This is a genomic window from Plantactinospora sp. B24E8, from assembly GCF_039871735.1.
In the GTDB taxonomy this organism is placed as follows: domain Bacteria; phylum Actinomycetota; class Actinomycetes; order Mycobacteriales; family Micromonosporaceae; genus Plantactinospora.
In genome coordinates this window covers 329464-345575 of the sequence record NZ_JBDPMH010000005.1, presented here as the reverse complement: position 1 = coordinate 345575, position 16112 = coordinate 329464, and the positions used below count along the sequence as shown (strand labels likewise).

The following is a 16112-nucleotide window of genomic DNA, read 5'->3' as shown; positions in this document are numbered from 1 at the left end:
TGATCACGACCGAAAACCGGACACCACACCCAGCCGGGCGCAACGGCCCCACCGGTCAACCTGGTGTCGCCTGCTGCTGCGGTCGTACGGGGGATACAACCGGGCCGGCCCGCGAGATGTTCCCCCGCACCGGCACCGGCGGTCCGCCTTTCGCCTCCGGTCGGGAGTGTTCCGTCGGACAGAACGGAGGTTGTGGTCGGCCGGATTTCCTGGTGCGCTTTCGGCTGATCGGTCGCGGCCGGGCGCAGACCGGTCGGACGGCGTCGCCCGGTGCCGGCGGTACGTACGGCGTGGCCCCGGCGCCGGTCGGGACGAGCGTGACAAGCTACGACGGATCTTGATCCAGGATCGTGAGGAGGCAGCGTGAGCCAGGAAGTGCGCGGGGTTGTCGCCCGGGCCAAGGGCGCTCCGGTCGAGGTGACCACGGTTGTCGTACCGGACCCGGGTCCGGGCGAGGCCGTGGTACGGGTGCAGGCGTGCGGCGTCTGCCACACGGACCTGCACTACCGCGAGGGAGGCATCAACGACGACTTCCCGTTCCTGCTCGGTCACGAGGCCGCCGGCATCGTGGAGCAGGTCGGGGCGGGAGTCACCGACGTCGAGCCGGGTGACTTCGTGGTGCTCAACTGGCGGGCGGTCTGCGGCACCTGCCGGGCCTGCCGCAGGGGCAAACCGTGGTACTGCTTCGCCACCCACAACGCCACGCAGAAGATGACCCTGGCCGACGGCACACAACTCTCTCCGGCGCTCGGCATCGGCGCCTTCGTGGAGAAGACCCTCGTCCACGCCGGGCAGTGCACCAAGGTGGATCCGGCGGCCCGACCGGCCGCCGTCGGGCTGCTCGGCTGTGGGGTGATGGCCGGGCTCGGCGCGGCGGTGAACACCGGCGGGGTGACCCGGGGCGACTCGGTCGCGGTCATCGGCTGCGGCGGTGTCGGCGACGGCGCGGTCGCCGGTGCGGCGCTGGCCGGGGCGACCACGATCATCGCCGTCGACACCGACCCCCGGAAGCTGGAGTGGGCAAAGGGCTTCGGCGCCACCCACACGGTCAACGCCAGGGAAACCGATCCGGTCGAGGCGATCCGGGATCTCACCGGCGGGTTCGGCGCCGACGTGGTGATCGAGGCGGTCGGTCGACCGGAGACCTGGAAGCAGGCCTTCTACGCCCGCGACCTGGCCGGCACCGTGGTCCTGGTCGGCGTGCCGACCCCGGAGATGAAGGTGCCCGACCTGCCGCTGATCGACGTCTTCGGCCGCGGCGGCGCGCTCAAGTCCAGCTGGTACGGCGACTGCCTGCCGAGCCGCGACTTCCCGATGCTGACCTCGCTCTACCTGCAGGGCCGGCTCGACCTCGACGCGTTCGTCAGCGAGGAGATCAGCCTCGACCAGGTGGAGGACGCGTTCGGCAAGATGCACCACGGCGACGTACTCCGGTCTGTGGTGATCTTCTGATGGCGGCCCGGATCGACCACGGGGTCACCTCGGGCACCTTCTCGCTCGACGGGCAGACCTTCGACGTCGACAACAACGTCTGGCTGGTCGGGGACGACGCCGAGTGCGTCATCATCGACGCGCCGCACGACGTCGACACGATCGTCACGCTGGTCGGCGGCCGGCGGGTACGCGCGATCCTGGCGACCCACGCGCACGACGACCACGTACGGGTGGCGCCGGACCTGGCCAGGGCGACCGGAGCGGAGGTGCTGCTGCACCCGGCCGACCGGGTGCTCTGGGACATGGTGCACCCGCAGACCCCGCCCGGTGGCGAGCTGCGCGACGGGCAGTTGATCGACGTCGCCGGGACGGTGCTGCGGGTGCTGCACACGCCCGGGCACAGCCCCGGCGCCTGCTCCTTCCACGTCGCGGACCTCGGTGCGGTCTTCACCGGTGACACTCTCTTCCAGGGCGGACCGGGCGCCACCGGCCGGTCGTTCAGTGACTTCGGCACCATCGTCGGGTCGATCCGGGACCGGCTGTTGACCCTGCCTCCCGAGACGGTGGTGCACACCGGGCACGGCGCGGACACCACCATCGGCGCCGAGGCGCCGCACCTGGACGAGTGGCTGGCCCGGGGACACTGAGCTGTCCGGGGTGACCAGGGGGCCGGCCGGGTCGCTGCCGGGCCGGCCCGCTGCCCGGCCCCGCCCCGGCCGCTGCTGATCATGGCTGACAATTGTCATGGTCAGGACGTGACGCGCGAGCCGGTCACACCATCCGCTCGGCCGGCAGCATTGCCGGCATGCAGACACGTACACCAGCGGTCGAACTGACCGGACTGACCAAGAGGTACGGCGCGGTGACCGCCGTCGACGGACTGAGTCTGCGCATCGAACCCGGCGAGGTGGTGGCCTTCCTCGGCCCGAACGGTGCGGGCAAGACCACCACGGTCGACATGCTGCTCGGGCTCGCCCGGCCGACCGCCGGCACCGTACGGGTCTTCGGGCAGGCGCCGACCGACGCGGTGGCGTACGGCCGGGTCGCCGCCGTGATGCAGACCGGCGGCCTGTTGAAGGACATGACCGTCGCCGAGACGGTCCAGATGACCGCCAACTTCTACCCGCACTCCCGCCCGGTCGCCGAGGTGCTGGACCGGGCCGGGATCACCGACATCGCCGGCCGTCGGGTGGGGAAGTGCTCGGGCGGCCAGCAGCAGCGACTGCGGTTCGCGATGGCGCTGCTGCCCGATCCGGACCTGATGGTGCTCGACGAGCCGACGACCGGGATGGACGTCGAGGGACGCCGGGACTTCTGGACCGCGATCCGCCGGGACGCCCGGGACGGCCGTACCGTCCTGTTCGCCACCCACTACCTGGAGGAGGCCGACGCGTACGCCGACCGGATCGTGCTGATCCGGCAGGGGCGGATCGTCGCCGACGGCACCACCGCGCAGGTGAAGAACCTGGCCTCCGGTCGCCAGGTCCGGGCCACCCTGCCCGGCGCCGACCAGGTGGTGCTGGCCGGGCTGCCCGGCGTGGAGTCGGTCGAGGTGCGCGGCGACACCGTGCTGGTGCAGGCCGGGGACTCCGACGTGGTGGCCCGTTACCTGCTGACCCAGACGGCGGCACGGGATCTGGAGATCACCGCCCGCAACCTCGAGGACGCCTTCCTGGCCCTCACCACCGACGCCGGCACCGCGGGCGCCGACGCCGGCAACACGACCGGCAACCACACCACGACCGGCACCGGCACCACGGCCGGTGCGGTGAGCGACGGCCTGCAGGGGAGTCTGCGATGACCACGACCGCGATCGACCGGCGCCGTCCGCCGCTCGGCGGGTTCAGCACCGCGAATCTGATCATGGAGATCCGCCGGGTGCTGCGGAACCGCCGTACCCTCGTCTTCACCCTGATCATGCCGGCGGTCTTCTTCCTGCTCTTCGGCCTGCCGAACAAGGGACAGCTGCTGGACAACGGTGCCCAGGTCACCGCGTACATCATGATCAGCCTTGCGGTGTACGGCGCCATGGTCGCCACCACCAGCGGCGGCGGCATGGTCGCGGTGGAACGGGCCCAGGGGTGGAGCCGGCAAATCCGGCTGACCCCGCTGCGCCCCGCCGCGTACGTCGCCACCAAGGTCCTCACCGCGATGGCGCTCGGGCTGCTCGCGGTGCTTGTCGAGTTTGTCGTCGGTGCCGCGTCCGGGGTACGGATGCCGGCCCACGTCTGGCTGCTCGCCGGACTGGCCGCCTGGCTCGGCTCGCTGGTCTTCGCCGCCTTCGGCCTCTTCGTCGGCTATCTCGCCCCGGCCGAGAACGTGATGCAGTTCCTCGGACCGATCCTGGCCATCCTGGCGATGTTCGGCGGCCTCTTCGTTCCGCTGGAGGTCCTGCCGCACGTGATGCAGGAGATCGCCAGGTTCACCCCGGTGTACGGGGTGGGCGAACTGGCCCGGGCCCCGCTGACCGGCGACGGGGTCAGCGCCGGTGCCGTACTCAACCTGGTGCTCTGGACGGTCGCCTTCGGTTTCGGGGCCAGCCGGCTGTTCCGCCGGGACACCACCCGGGTATGACCGCCGATCCCGGCGACCCGACCGGTCCGACGGCCTCGTCGGGCCGGTCGGGCACGGTGGTGACCGGAGCCACCCCGACACCGATTCGACCGGCCGCTCGGAAGCACCCGGATAGCGTGACCGGTGTGACCCAGCAGGCGGCCGACGGCGACACCGGCACCGGCACCGGTCGGGGACGCCGCCGGTCCGGAGCCGAACTCCGGGCCAGCCTGGGGATCGGCGCGGGTCGCGGCCGGCTCGGATGGCTGGTCGCCGTGGTGTGGCTGGTCTACCTGGGGCAGCCGTTCGGCACCGTCTGGGCGCACCCGCCCGGGCCGGCGCGGGTCCTCGGGCTCGTCGCGCTGGTCGTCTTCGGTGCCGGCTACGTGGCCCTGTTCGGCTGGCTCCGCCGGGCGGTCTGGCAACGGGAGCGCATCCCGCTGCGCCAGGCGGTGGCGGCCCTGGTCGGGCTCTTCGTCGTCGGCACCCTGACCATCCCGGCGGCCGGCGGCGACTGGCTGGTCACCCTGGTCTACCTCTCGGCCGCGGCGACCCTGCTGCTGCCGACCAGCGCGGCCCTGGCCCTGGTCGCCGTCCTGGCCGCGGTGCCGATCGTCGCGCCACACTTCGTCCCCGCCTGGGAACCGGAGACCGGGGTGGCACTCTCCGTACTGCTCGCCGGGGTCGCGGTCTTCGGCTTCAGTCGACTGGTGGACCGGCAGGCCCGGCTGCTCGACGCCCAGCAGGAGATCCGCCGGCTGGCGGTCGCCGAGGAACGGGCCCGGACCGCCCGGGACCTGCACGACATCCTCGGCCACTCGCTGACCGTCATCACGGTCAAGGCGGAACTCGCCGGACGGCTGCTCGAGGTCAACCCTGCCCGGGCCGGTGCCGAGGTGGCGGACCTCGAACGGCTGGCCCGGCAGGCACTCGCCGACGTCCGGTCCACCGTCGGGGCGTACCGTGAGATCACCCTCGCCACCGAACTGGCCAGCGCCGGAACGGCGCTACGGGCCGCGGGCATCGCGGCCGAGTTGCCGGACGCCGTACCCACGCTGCGGCCCGGCCGGGGCGAACTCTTCGCCTGGGCGGTGCGGGAAGGGGTGACCAACGTGGTACGACACAGTTGCGCGCGACGCTGCGTCGTCCGGATCCGGCCCGACGAGATCGAGGTACGCGACGACGGTCGCGGCCCGGTCGCGGCGTGCTCCGACGGTGCCTCCGGCCACGGACTGCTCGGACTCCGGGAACGGGCCGAACAGGCCGGCGCCCGGCTGGTCGTCGGCCGGGGCGTCAATCGCGAGGGGTTCCGGCTGCTGCTCAGCTTCCGGGAGCCGGCGTCGTGACGGCGCCGATCCGGCTGTTGCCGGCGGTCCGGAGGTGGGCGTCGTGACGGCGCCGATCCGACTGTTGCTCGCCGACGACCAGGCGCTGGTCCGGGGTGCGTTGGCCGCGCTGCTCTCGCTGGAGCCGGACCTGACCGTGGTCGCCGAGGTCGGTCGGGGTGACGAGGTGCTGGCGGCGGCCCACCGTGCCCGGCCCGACGTCGCACTGCTCGACGTCGAGATGCCCGGTCTGGACGGGATAGCCGTCACCGCCCTGCTCCGGGCCGAGCTGCCCGGGTGCCGGGTGCTGGTGGTCACCACCTTCGGCCGCCCCGGCTACCTGCGGTTGGCGATGGAGGCCGGCGCGGGCGGTTTTGTCGTCAAGGACACCCCGGCCCGGCAGCTCGCCGACGCGGTTCGTCGGGTGTATGCCGGGCTGCGGGTGGTCGACCCGACCCTGGCGGCGGAGACCCTGGCCAGTGGGGAGAGCCCGCTGACCGGCCGGGAGACCGAGGTGCTCCGGGCGGCCCGGGGCGGAGGTACCGCCGCCGACCTCGCCCGCCGGCTGCACCTGTCCGAGGGCACGGTCCGCAACCATCTCTCCGCCGCGATCGGCAAGACCGGGGCACGGACCCGGGCCGAGGCGGTCCGGGTCGCCGAGGAGCGTGGCTGGCTCCTCGGCGACCCGCACTGACCCTGCTCGGCCCACCCCGCGTCGCACCGACGCCGCTCGACCCGCCCCGGCCGGGTCGTCGATCGCCCAGGTGCCGATCGCCCCGATGACGCCGGTGTGCACCAGGCCGCCGACCATCACGAACAGGCCCATGAAGAAGACCAGCGCCGGCCACTCCGCCTCCTCCAGCACGTCCGACACGTCGAGTCTGGAGACCAGCAGCATCACCCCGGCGCCGACCATGGCGATGACCGACGGGTCGATGTGCACCAGGAAGTCGGTGAAGGTCAGCCCGGCCCGCGCCCCGATGATGATGTTCGGCGGGTCACCGATCAGCGTCGCCGCGCCACCGATGTTGCTGGCCAGCACCTCGGCGATCAGGTACGGCTGCGCCGGGGAGGCGCTGCGGGCCGGCGCCTCCGGGTACGTGCTCAAGTCGGTCGCCGACCGTGACCTGCTGGAGGCGTGCCGGGCCGCGATGCGCGGCGAGCCGTTTCGCTATCCGGGCGCGGTCACCGCGCTGATCCGCGACTACCTGCACGGCGACCGGCAGGGGGAGCGGCTGCCGGACAGCATCCTGACCCCCCGGATGCGGGACCGGATCGACCTGACCCGGTACGCGATCCGGGCCGGCCTGGTCGAACCCTGAGTACCGCCGTCAGCGCACCGGTACGACGGTCCGCACCGTCGCCTGGTCGACCTCGGAGAGCCGTACGGTGAACCGCAGTTCCCAGTCGCCGGGGACCGGGAAGCTCAGCGCCCCGACCGCGTGGTGCGGGCTGATCCCGAGCATCGGTGTCTCGGTCGGTTCGATACCCCGCGCGGGCAGGGCGGTGCTGACCGTCCACTCCACCACCGGTAACGGGGCGCCGTCCGGGGTGTAGACGTACGCGTGCACGGTGTTGGCGTCGCCGAGTTGCACCGGATAGACGTCGAACTGCAGCGTGTAGAGCGGGGAGTCGAGGGTCTGGGCGAAACCGTCCGAGGCCGCCACCGTCGCCTCGATCCCGGCGTTGCGGGCCGGAGTGGTCTGCACCAGCACCGCGCTGACCCCGAGCACCACCAGCCCGAGCGTCACCTCGACCGCGACCATCCGGCGCATCACGGTGAGGCTTCCGGTGGCGGAAAAGCCCCGGCCCCACCGTCGGACCGCGCGGCGGGCGTACCCGGCGGCGATCAGCAGCAGGATCAGCAGGCCCAGCTTCACCAGCAGCAGCCGCCCGTAGTCCGTACCGGTCAGCTGGCCCACGGCACCGACCTCGACCACCGCCAACACGCCACCGCCGATGACGAGCCAGAGTACGGCGAGCGTCGCCCACCGGGACCAGACCGGCAGGATCACGCCCAGGACGCGGGGGTGGGCCGCCGGCAGCAGGGCTGCGCAGATCGCCACCAGACCGCCGAGCCAGACCGACATGGCGGCCAGGTGCACGACGTTCGCCAGTCCGCTGGCCAGCGGCACCGGTGCGGCGGCGGCGTGCCCGGCCAGCGGCCAGGTGGCCAGTCCGGCCAGGGTGAACAGGAGCAGCAGAAGGCCCCGCCACCGCCCGACGTCCCGCCCGGACGGGATGGTGGGCTGCGGCGAGGTGTCGGTGGGGCCGCCGGGCGTGGTGGGCTGCGGCCGCGTGCCGAGGCGGAGTACCGGGGCCAGCAGGATCGCGACCAGGAGCAGGATGCCGAGTCGGGCGGTCGTCGCCAGGCCGAAGTCGGAGTTCAGCACCTGGGTGAGTTCGGTGGTGGAGACGTCGAACAGTCCGGCGCCACTGGTGTACGGCGCCTGCACCCAGAGCCCGGTCAGGGTACCGGCGCCGAGCAGGACGAGTCCGGCCCGGACCAGCCGGGACACCCGGCGTCGGCTGAGCCGGCGGGGCCAGAGCCGGGCCAGTAGCAGGGTCGGACCGATGGCCAGGACCAGTCCGGCGTACCCGAGGTATCTGCTGACCGGGACGGCGACCCGGACGACCGGCTGCACCCCGACGTCGGCCGGTTCCGGCGGGCCGGCGGAGGCGGCCCCGACGGAGAAGGTCCAGCTGCCGGCGACGGGGTGACTGTCGGCGGAGATGACCCGGTAGCTGACCAGGTAGGTGCCGAGCGGGCGGTCGGCGACCCGGATCGGGATCCGCAGCGTGGCGCCCCGGACGCTGGCCTCGCCGGCGTTGATCCGTTTACCGTCCGGGGCGAGGACCTGGGCGCGGCCGGGCAGCAGGGCGACCGGCTCGCTGAAGGTGACCGTGACCTCGGTGGGGGAGTAGCCCAGGACGGACCGCTGCTGCGGCACCGTGGCGACCACGGCGGCGTGCGCCGCCGCCGGCTCCGCCGGGCCGATCAGCACGGCCAGGCCGGCGAGCCCGGCGACCAGCGCCATCACCAGCCCGCCGACCAGTCCACCGACCAGGCCGTCCGCCGGTGCGGCCGGCCGGGGGTGTCGGGTCCCGGAGCGGGTTACGCGGTGACGGGTGGAAGAACGGTTGATCCGGAGCGCTGCCACCTTGGATAGTTCGGGCGACCGGCCCGAGAGGTTCAATCTGTTCTCCGGCGGATCGGTAACATTGTTGACGCCGTGTGGTAGTAATCGGCCCGTGCCTCCGAATTCCGACGACGATTTTCGATGGCTTGAGGACCTGGCCGGTCCGGCGGCAACCGACTGGGTCCGGGCGCGTAACGCCGAGACTCTCGCCGGCGTGGCCGACGCCCCCTCGTTCGACGAACTGCGTACCGCGCTCCGGCAGGTGCTCGACGCCGCCGACCGGGTGCCGTACGTGTACTGGGACGGCGGACACCTCTACAACCTCTGGAAGGACGAGGCCCACCCCCGTGGGTTGTGGCGTCGCACCACGCTGGAGCAGTACCGCCGGGCGGAACCGCAGTGGCAGGTGTTGCTCGACGTCGACGCGCTGGCCGAGGCGGAGGGCGAACCCTGGACCTGGCAGGGGGCCGTCGTACAGCACCCGGAGCACCGACGGTGTCTGGTCCGGCTCGCCCGGGGCGGTGCGGACGCCCGGGTGGTACGGGAGTTCGACCTGGAGAGCCGGACCTTCGTCACCGACGGTTTTGTGCTGCCGGAGGCGAAGAGTGACGTCGGCTGGATCGACGCGGACCACATCTACGTCGGCACCGACTTCGGTCCCGGCTCGCTGACCGCCTCCGGATATCCCCGGGTGGTGAAACGCTGGCGGCGGGGCACCCCGCTGGCCGAGGCCACCGTCGTGCACCAGGGCCGGGACGGGGACGTCGCGGTGTACGCCGTACATGACCCCACTCCCGGCTTCGTCCGGGACTTCCTCGGGCGTCGGCTCGACTTCTTCCGTCGGGAGGAGTTCCTCCGCACCGGTGACGGCGGACTGGTCCGGATCGACGTACCGGAGGACGCCGAGACCGACGTACACCGGGAGTGGCTGCTGATCCAGCTCCGCTCGGACTGGTCGGTGGCCGGTCGGACGTACCCAGCGGGCGCCCTGCTGGTCACCCACCTGGACCGGTTTCTCGCCGGGGAGCGGGATCTCACCGTGGTCTTCGCCCCCACTGCGGACACCGCGCTGAGCGGGCACGCGTGGACACGTAACCACCTGATCGTGAGCAGCCTGGTCGACGTCCGCAGCCGGATCGAGGTACTCAGCCCGAGCCCGGACGGCTGGCGGCGGGCGCCGCTACCGGTCGACGAGGCCGACCGGCCCGCAGGAGCCGCCGCCGCTGCCGCTGGCGAGGCCGGCGGGCTGGCCGAGGCGGCGGGGGAGCGGCGTCACGTCGCGGTCGTCGACACCAACCCGGAGTACAACGACGAATACCTGCTGGCCAGCACCGGCTTTCTGGAGCCGACGGCGCTGCACCACGGCACGGTCGGCGCAGGGGTGGAGACGCTGAAGCGGGAGCCGACGTTCTTCGACGCGGCCGGCATGGAGGTACGGCAACTCTTCGCCCGGTCCGCCGACGGGACCCGGGTGCCGTACTTCGTGGTCAGCCCGCCCGGGCACGACGGCGGTCCGACGCTGCTGACCGGGTACGGCGGCTTCGAGGCCTCCTGGACCCCCGCCTACAGCGGCATCATCGGGCGGGGTTGGCTGGCCCGGGGCGGCTGCTACGTGGTGGCGAACATCCGGGGCGGTGGCGAGTACGGCCCGCGCTGGCACCGGGCCGCGCTGCGGGAGAACCGACCCCGGGCGTACGAGGACTTCGCCGCCGTGGCGACCGACCTGGTCGCGCGCGGTTTCACCGTGCCGGCGCGGCTCGGCATCGAGGGCGGCAGCAACGGCGGGCTGCTGATGGGGGTGATGCTGACCCGCTGTCCGGAGCTGTTCGGCGCGGTGGTGGCCCGGGTGCCGCTGCTGGACATGCGCCGCTACCACCGGTTGCTGGCCGGCGCCTCGTGGATGGCCGAGTACGGTGACCCGGACGATCCGGCCGACTGGGAGTTCCTCCGCCGGTACTCGCCGTACCACAACGTCCGGGCCGACCGGCGCTATCCGCCGGTCCTGCTGGTCACCTCGACCCGCGACGACCGGGTCCATCCCGGGCACGCCCGGAAGATGGCGGCCCGGTTGCGCCGGTACGGCCACGACGTCTCCTACTACGAGAACGTCGAGGGCGGGCACGGGGCCGCCGCCGACAACGCCCAGTTGGCGTTCAAGTGGGCGTTGATGCTGACCTTCCTCTGGCGGCGCCTGACCGGCTGACGCCGTCGTCACCCGGCGGTCCGTCCCGTGCTGTCCCTTACCGTCCCGGTCGCCCGGTCACGGGGTCAGGGGTTCCACACCATCGTCTGCTGGTGGAGTCGCCGGCCGCCGCTGCGGGTGCCGGGGACCGGCGGAGTCGGGCCGTGCCTGACAAAACCCATCCGTTCGAAGAACCGCACCGCGCGGGTGTTCTCGACCAGGGTCTGCAGGTGGCAGCCGGGGGTGCCGGTCTCGCTGAGCCGGTCGAACCACCTGGTCATCAGCCCGGCGGCGGCGCCGGTGCCCCGGGCCGCCGGGGCCAGGTTGATGTGCAGGTGCGCCGGCCACCGGGGATCCTCGAAACTGCCGGCGGTCGACTCTCTCCGGGCGGTGGCCACCACGAGGTCGACCATGGCCCGGGCGAGGAAGGCCGCGGGCCGGGGGCGGAGCACCAGCCGGTGCCTCCGGATGGCCTGCTCCATCCGTTTGCCCTCGCTGGGAAGCGTCGAGCTGTCGAGACAGCCGGCGAGGTAACCCACCAGCGCCCCGTCGGCCACGGCGACGAAGAGCGAGCCCGGGTGCAGCCGCAGGTACGGGTCCAGGTAGATGGCGGCTTCCGATTCCTCGTGCCCCCACAGGGAGGCGGACGGAGCGTCGGCGCAGGCCCGACCGAACAGCCCACGGAGCTCAGCTTGATCACCGTCGGCGATCGCGCGAATCGTCACCATCTCGGTCAACTTCCCGGTCGACGCCCTCTGGGCCGACATTCTTGCAGGTCAACGGCCTGATTGCCCATCATGATCTCGTCAATCGACGCTGGTCGGCGCCCCGGATCACGATCACAGCGACTGGACGATCTGGATCGGGTTGCCGTCCGGATCGGCGGTCCAGGCGATCAACAGCCGGTCGAGCCACCTGTGCGGTGCCGCCAGGGCGGGTGCCCCGTCGGCGGTGACCGAGGCGTACGCGGCAGGGGTGTCGTCGGTCCAGAGGATGACGGCCGCCCGCTGGCCCTCCGGCACCGGGTCCAGGCCGTGGTCGGTGCGGCTGGAGTCGACCGAGGCGATGCCGATCCGGTAACCGTCGAGGACAAGGTCCACGTGAATCGGCTCGCCCCTGGTGGGCACCCGGAACGTCTCGGTGAAGCCGAGCCGGCGGTAGAAGTCGGCCGCCCGGGAGACGTTCTGGCTGAACAGGATGACCTGCGGTGATCGGAACCTGGACACGGTGCGACCGTACCAACGGGGCCGGACAGTGCACCGCGTGCCGGATGGCTCGCGCCACCATCCGGTGACGGGCCGCTGTCCGGCGGCCGCCGATCAGCCGCCAATCAGTCGCCGTCGGTCAGCCGCTGTCGGTCAGCCGGGGCGCCGCCGGGTCAGCCCCGGGTCAGCGGACACTCGAAGTCGAGGCTGAAATCGACCTCGGAGCCGGTGATGGCGTGCTTCGCCGTACCCTTCAGCGAACCCGACGTCCGGTCGCCGCTCTCGCTCCGCTCACCGGTGAACGCCACCGTCTGGTAGGTCTCGTCCGCGCCGCCGAGCGTCAGCGGCACCGTCGCCCCGTCGCTGTCCTGGTCGAACGGGCCGGGCGCGAACGGCAGGGACATTTCGATGCTGGCATCCTCGGTGCTCAGCGAGAAGAGTTTCGTCGGCACCTCGATGGTCGAGCAGTCGTCGGTGACGAAGCGGTACTTCCTGCCGTCGGCGGTGATGCTCAGGCTGCCGGTACCGCCGGCCGGTGCTCCCGGTTCGGCCCGGTCGCCGCTCGGCGTGGCGCCGCCGTTGCTGGTGCCGCCGTCGGAGCCGACGGTCGGGGCCGGGTCGTCACCGCACGCCGTCACCCCGCCCAGCAGGGTGAGGCCGAGCACCGCGCCGAGCAGCACCGGCCGCCTCCCAGTCCAGGTACGCATCTGTCCTCCCCGATTTCGGTGATCGCAACCGATTCATCCTGGTCGGCCGGCTTCGGGTCCGGTTCAGGAATCGTTCGGGTACGGCGGATCGGCCGGGGATCACGGCTGACCTGCGGGTCCGATCGGCTCAGCAGTCCGGTACGTCCAGCGGCCGTCTGGCAGCGTGACGGCCCGACGTACGTCCAGGGACCGGTGCGGGTGATCGGCCGCGACATCTACGACCTGGACCGGGCCGGTGACGGCTGAGGCTGTGACGACTGACCTGATTCGACACCGAAGTCCGCGTTGATCGCATACCGGAGCCGACCGGCCCATGCCGTAGCGTTGGATCACCCATCTGCAACGGATTCGAGTGAGGTCGGTCAGGTGTCTCAGGTCGAGGAGATCGCTACTGAGCTGGGTGCGCTCACCGCAGGGGTGGAGCAGGCGCAGGGTCAGGCCGCTGCGGCGGGCCGGCAGGCGGAGGAGGTGGCCCGCCAGGCGGCCGGCGCCGGTTTTGTCGCGGTGGCGACCGGCATGCTGGCTGTGCAGCAGGCGATCGCCGAGATCCAGGGCAGGCTCGGCAACCTCGGTGGTCTGATCGGCGAGGCGGCCAAGGCGACGGCGGCGGTCCCGCAGGAGGGTTCGCCGCAGGAGTCGATCGCCGGACTGACGCCCGTGCAGGAACGGTTGGACCGGGCCCGGGAGGCGGCGTCCGCCACGATCGAGCAGGTCGACAAGACGCAGCGGCTGGTCACCGTGACCCTGCAGGGTGGACAGCCGGGGCCGATGCTCTCGTCGTTGCAGAACATCACCCAAGTCCTGGTGCCGTTGACGCAGCGGATGAGCAGTGCCCGACAGTCCACCGACGTGGCGATCGTCCGGGCCCGACAGCTGGGCGCCTCGGGAAACTGACCGGGCCCGGCGGATCCGTCAGGCGAGACCGAGGATGGGTGGTGTGGGTGTCGATTGATTATCGACTGACGCTGTCCGGGGACATTCCACTGGACGAGGTGGCGGCCCTTGCTGCGCCGGAGGCGGTCGAGACGTCGACGTCGCGGGGTGAACGGATGTTGACGGCGGCGCTCTACGACGAGCGCGGATACGTTGTCGACATAACATCCGGAAGCTCCGGCTACTACGACGCCGAAGACGATGGTGCCTTATGGGTCTGGGAACCGGACTCGTACGTCGACGTCGACTTCCATATGCGGAAAGATTCTCTGATGGACCTGGGGGTGCCCAACATGTTGGCGGCCGTCGCCCGGGTGCTGAACGGCCGGACAGAGGATGCCGCGCTGGTGTTGAACGGCAACTGGCTGCTGCTCAGCCGCGTCAACGGCAGTATCCACAAGAGCAAGGCCGGTGAGGGCTACGACGAGAGGTACGGCAAGGTTCTGCCCGGGTAGGTGGTCAGGCGTCCGGGGCAGGTCGACGGCGGTGACCACGGTCACGTGCGGCGGGTGAGCCGCTCCCAGGGCGCCGGAAATGAGGGTGACCTGCGGTGACGGGTCGGCTAGCTTCGCGCCCATGGAGCCAATCGATGAACGGACGATCCGGTCATCCTTCGTGAACTGCAGCAAGGGCGAGGCGAGCCGGATCCGGATGCCGGCCGGCTTCGCCGACGGCGGCGTTCCCTGGGCTGACCTGGACTTCCTCGGCTGGACCGACCCGGGTGCCGAGTTGCGGGCGCTGCTGGTCGTACCCGGCGACGACGGTCCGACCGGTCTGGTCCTGCGTCGGCCGGAGACCCGCAAGGTCAATTCGATGCGGTCGAGCATGTGCCGGATCTGTCTGACCGACCACGGCGGGTCGGGGGTGTCGCTGTTCGTGGCACCGCTGGCCGGCGCCGCCGGACGGCAGGGCAACACCGTCGGCGAGTACGTCTGCGCGGACCTGGCCTGTTCGCTCTACCTGAGGGGCAGGCGCAAACCGAAGATGCGTCTGGTCCGCCGGGAGGAAACGCTCACCCTGGACGAGCGGGTGGACCGGACGATGGCCAACCTGAACGCCTTCGTCGGCCGGGTCATCGCAGGCTGATGAAGGCGACAGCCGCGAGATGCGGCCTCGGACAGGCCGGCAGAAGATCACGCCCCGTCGTTCCCAGCGAGAACGACGGGGCTTTTCCGTTTCTGCCCGAGGTCCGTCAGGCCGGATCGGTGAAGTCGAACTCGCCGTCCTTGACCCCGGCGACAAAGGCGTCCCACTCGGCGCGGGTGTAGACGATGGTCGCGGCCTCCGGCGTCTTGCTGTGCCGCAGCGCCACCCGCCCCGACCCGTCGAGCAGTGGCCCAGCCTCGACACAGCTGCCACCGGTGTCGGCACTTCGGGTGCTGATGTGCCAGGCCACCGGCGGAAGGGCTTCATCCATCACAGTTCCTCTGCGATCGTCATGATTAACTTCGCTGACTCCCGGGAGTCGAGTGCGACCTTGCGAAGGCGATCGTACGCGTCGAGGTAGCCGCCGGACTTGGGCTGCTCGAAGTACATCTGGCCGGCACGACTCTCCAGGTAGGCCACCTCCGGATAGGGCCGGGGCATCCTGAACAGCCAGAAGGACCCGTCGAGCCCAGGATGCAGCCAGATCTTGGTGGGCAGGACCCTCACCTCGACCTTCGAGCGCTGTGCGATCTCAAGGACATGGGCGAGCTGTGCGCGTTGGAGTGCCCGGCCTCCGACGAGGCGGCGCAGGGCCGCCTCGTCAATGATCGTTTCGAATCGGGGACCGTTCGGATCATCGAGCACCCGTTTCCGCTCCATCCGAAGGTCCAGCCATCGCGTCATTTTCTCCTCGGTGGCATTGGCCCCTTCGATACACCGGATGACGAGATCGGCGTACTCGCGGAGTTGGAAGAGGCCCGGGACGACCATCGCGTGGTACGAGCAGACGACGTTCGCCCGGGATTCCAGCCAGGGAAAGTCGATGAAGGACGCGTCGACCACGTCGCCGTAGTTCTCGGTCCAGCGGTCGGTGCGCCAGACCTCCTCGGCGAGTGCGAGCAGCTGGGCGCGTTCCGAGGCGCGGTGGAAGCCGTAGAGGTCGAGCAGGGCGAGCACGTCGTGCCGTTGGATCGGCCACTCGGCCCGTTCGTACCGGCCGAGTGCCGAGCGGTCCCGGTCCAGGTGTTCGGCGACCAGTTCCAGGGGCATGCCGCGCTGCTCACGTAACTCACGGAGTCGCTGACCAAGCCACTGGGCCCGCAGCGTACGAATGAACGGCCGGTGAGCCATCGTCACGTCCCCTTCACACGGGATCGGAAAGGCGACCGGGAACGGTTACTCCCGCCCGGTGTCGCCTGACAACCTGTCGGCAGGAGAAGTGATCGAAAGGGGGTTGTCGCCAGCTGTGCCGTTATGCCGATAACCGTCGTACCACAGGTGTTTAGCACGGCGGGACCATCCGCGCGACCCCGCAATACAACGGATTTCTCGATCGGCCGGCGAACCGGCCGATCTGCCCCGACGCGTGCTCAAAACCAGGTGTCCCTGCTGCCGTACCCGCCGATCGAGGCTGCGGTGGCAGGGCGGGGCGGCCTGTCCGACCGACGCCCTCCGGACGGGCCGCCCCTTCCACATTCAGCGACAGG

16 protein-coding genes and 1 pseudogene are annotated in these 16112 nt (G+C 71.3%); 10 read left to right on the top strand and 7 right to left on the bottom strand.

Features of this window, described 5'->3' with window-relative positions:
* The first annotated feature begins 363 nt into the window (after positions 1-363).
* The 6 genes from ABGB21_RS11680 (at position 364) to ABGB21_RS11655 (ending at position 6006) form a co-directional block, all read left to right on the top strand.
* Positions 364-1452 (top strand): S-(hydroxymethyl)mycothiol dehydrogenase, encoded by a 1089-nt coding sequence (locus ABGB21_RS11680; RefSeq protein WP_347657584.1) that lies wholly within the window; start codon positions 364-366, stop codon positions 1450-1452.
* Positions 1452-2081, top strand: a complete 630-nt coding sequence (locus tag ABGB21_RS11675) for an MBL fold metallo-hydrolase (RefSeq protein WP_347677690.1) — start codon at positions 1452-1454, stop codon at positions 2079-2081. Before ABGB21_RS11680 ends, ABGB21_RS11675 begins: the two co-directional genes overlap by 1 nt.
* A gap of 158 nt (positions 2082-2239) precedes the next feature.
* The gene (locus tag ABGB21_RS11670) at positions 2240-3235 is read left to right on the top strand and encodes an ABC transporter ATP-binding protein (RefSeq protein ID WP_347657586.1); all 996 of its coding nucleotides are present in this window, start codon (positions 2240-2242) and stop codon (positions 3233-3235) included.
* Positions 3232-4008 carry an ABC transporter permease gene (locus ABGB21_RS11665; RefSeq protein WP_347677688.1) on the top strand — a complete coding sequence of 259 codons (777 nt, stop codon included), beginning with the start codon at positions 3232-3234 and terminating at the stop codon, positions 4006-4008. Before ABGB21_RS11670 ends, ABGB21_RS11665 begins: the two co-directional genes overlap by 4 nt.
* A 125-nt stretch (positions 4009-4133) precedes the next feature.
* The gene (locus ABGB21_RS11660) at positions 4134-5333 is read left to right on the top strand and encodes a histidine kinase (protein ID WP_347657588.1); all 1200 of its coding nucleotides are present in this window, start codon (positions 4134-4136) and stop codon (positions 5331-5333) included.
* A 43-nt stretch (positions 5334-5376) separates the two neighbouring features.
* On the top strand, positions 5377-6006 hold the full coding sequence (locus ABGB21_RS11655; protein WP_347657589.1) for a response regulator transcription factor: 630 nt from the start codon (positions 5377-5379) through the stop codon (positions 6004-6006).
* A 117-nt stretch (positions 6007-6123) separates the two neighbouring features.
* Here ABGB21_RS11655 and ABGB21_RS11650 read toward each other — a convergent pair.
* Together ABGB21_RS11650 and ABGB21_RS11645 are read right to left on the bottom strand one after the other, a co-directional pair.
* Positions 6124-6354, bottom strand: a pseudogene (locus ABGB21_RS11650) (SLC13 family permease); the annotation flags it as partial.
* Positions 6355-6643: 289 nt separating this feature from the next.
* Positions 6644-8473, bottom strand: coding sequence for a copper resistance protein CopC (locus ABGB21_RS11645; RefSeq protein ID WP_347677686.1), 1830 nt, complete (start codon positions 8471-8473; stop codon positions 6644-6646).
* A gap of 91 nt (positions 8474-8564) precedes the next feature.
* On the opposite strand from ABGB21_RS11645, the gene ABGB21_RS11640 reads away from it, so the two are divergent.
* Complete coding sequence (locus tag ABGB21_RS11640) at positions 8565-10655, top strand: prolyl oligopeptidase family serine peptidase (protein WP_347657591.1); 2091 nt, start codon at positions 8565-8567, stop codon at positions 10653-10655.
* A gap of 65 nt (positions 10656-10720) precedes the next feature.
* Here the strand turns inward: ABGB21_RS11640 and ABGB21_RS11635 are convergent, their stop codons facing one another.
* From ABGB21_RS11635 to ABGB21_RS11625, 3 genes are all read right to left on the bottom strand, one after another.
* Positions 10721-11362, bottom strand: a complete 642-nt coding sequence (locus tag ABGB21_RS11635) for a GNAT family N-acetyltransferase (protein WP_347657592.1) — start codon at positions 11360-11362, stop codon at positions 10721-10723.
* 111 nt (positions 11363-11473) lie between these two features.
* On the bottom strand, positions 11474-11860 hold the full coding sequence (locus tag ABGB21_RS11630; RefSeq protein ID WP_347657593.1) for a VOC family protein: 387 nt from the start codon (positions 11858-11860) through the stop codon (positions 11474-11476).
* 152 nt (positions 11861-12012) lie between these two features.
* A complete protein-coding gene (locus ABGB21_RS11625) occupies positions 12013-12546 on the bottom strand; it encodes a hypothetical protein (RefSeq protein WP_347657594.1) in 534 nt (177 codons plus the stop codon).
* Between the two features lie 366 nt (positions 12547-12912).
* Between ABGB21_RS11625 and ABGB21_RS11620 the strand changes: the two genes are divergently transcribed.
* From ABGB21_RS11620 to ABGB21_RS11610, 3 genes are all read left to right on the top strand, one after another.
* The gene (locus tag ABGB21_RS11620) at positions 12913-13440 is read left to right on the top strand and encodes a DUF6244 family protein (protein ID WP_347657595.1); all 528 of its coding nucleotides are present in this window, start codon (positions 12913-12915) and stop codon (positions 13438-13440) included.
* A 47-nt stretch (positions 13441-13487) separates the two neighbouring features.
* Positions 13488-13934, top strand: a complete 447-nt coding sequence (locus tag ABGB21_RS11615; RefSeq protein WP_347657596.1) for a SitI3 family protein — start codon at positions 13488-13490, stop codon at positions 13932-13934.
* A 121-nt stretch (positions 13935-14055) separates the two neighbouring features.
* A complete protein-coding gene (locus tag ABGB21_RS11610; protein WP_347657597.1) occupies positions 14056-14565 on the top strand; it encodes an FBP domain-containing protein in 510 nt (169 codons plus the stop codon).
* 106 nt (positions 14566-14671) lie between these two features.
* On the opposite strand, the gene ABGB21_RS11605 is transcribed toward ABGB21_RS11610, so the two are convergent.
* Both ABGB21_RS11605 and ABGB21_RS11600 read right to left on the bottom strand, forming a co-directional pair.
* Complete coding sequence (locus ABGB21_RS11605) at positions 14672-14896, bottom strand: DUF397 domain-containing protein (RefSeq protein ID WP_347657598.1); 225 nt, start codon at positions 14894-14896, stop codon at positions 14672-14674.
* Positions 14896-15756 carry a helix-turn-helix transcriptional regulator gene (locus ABGB21_RS11600; RefSeq protein WP_347677684.1) on the bottom strand — a complete coding sequence of 287 codons (861 nt, stop codon included), beginning with the start codon at positions 15754-15756 and terminating at the stop codon, positions 14896-14898. The genes ABGB21_RS11605 and ABGB21_RS11600 overlap by 1 nt, the downstream gene beginning before the upstream one ends.
* Positions 15757-16112 lie beyond the last annotated feature (356 nt).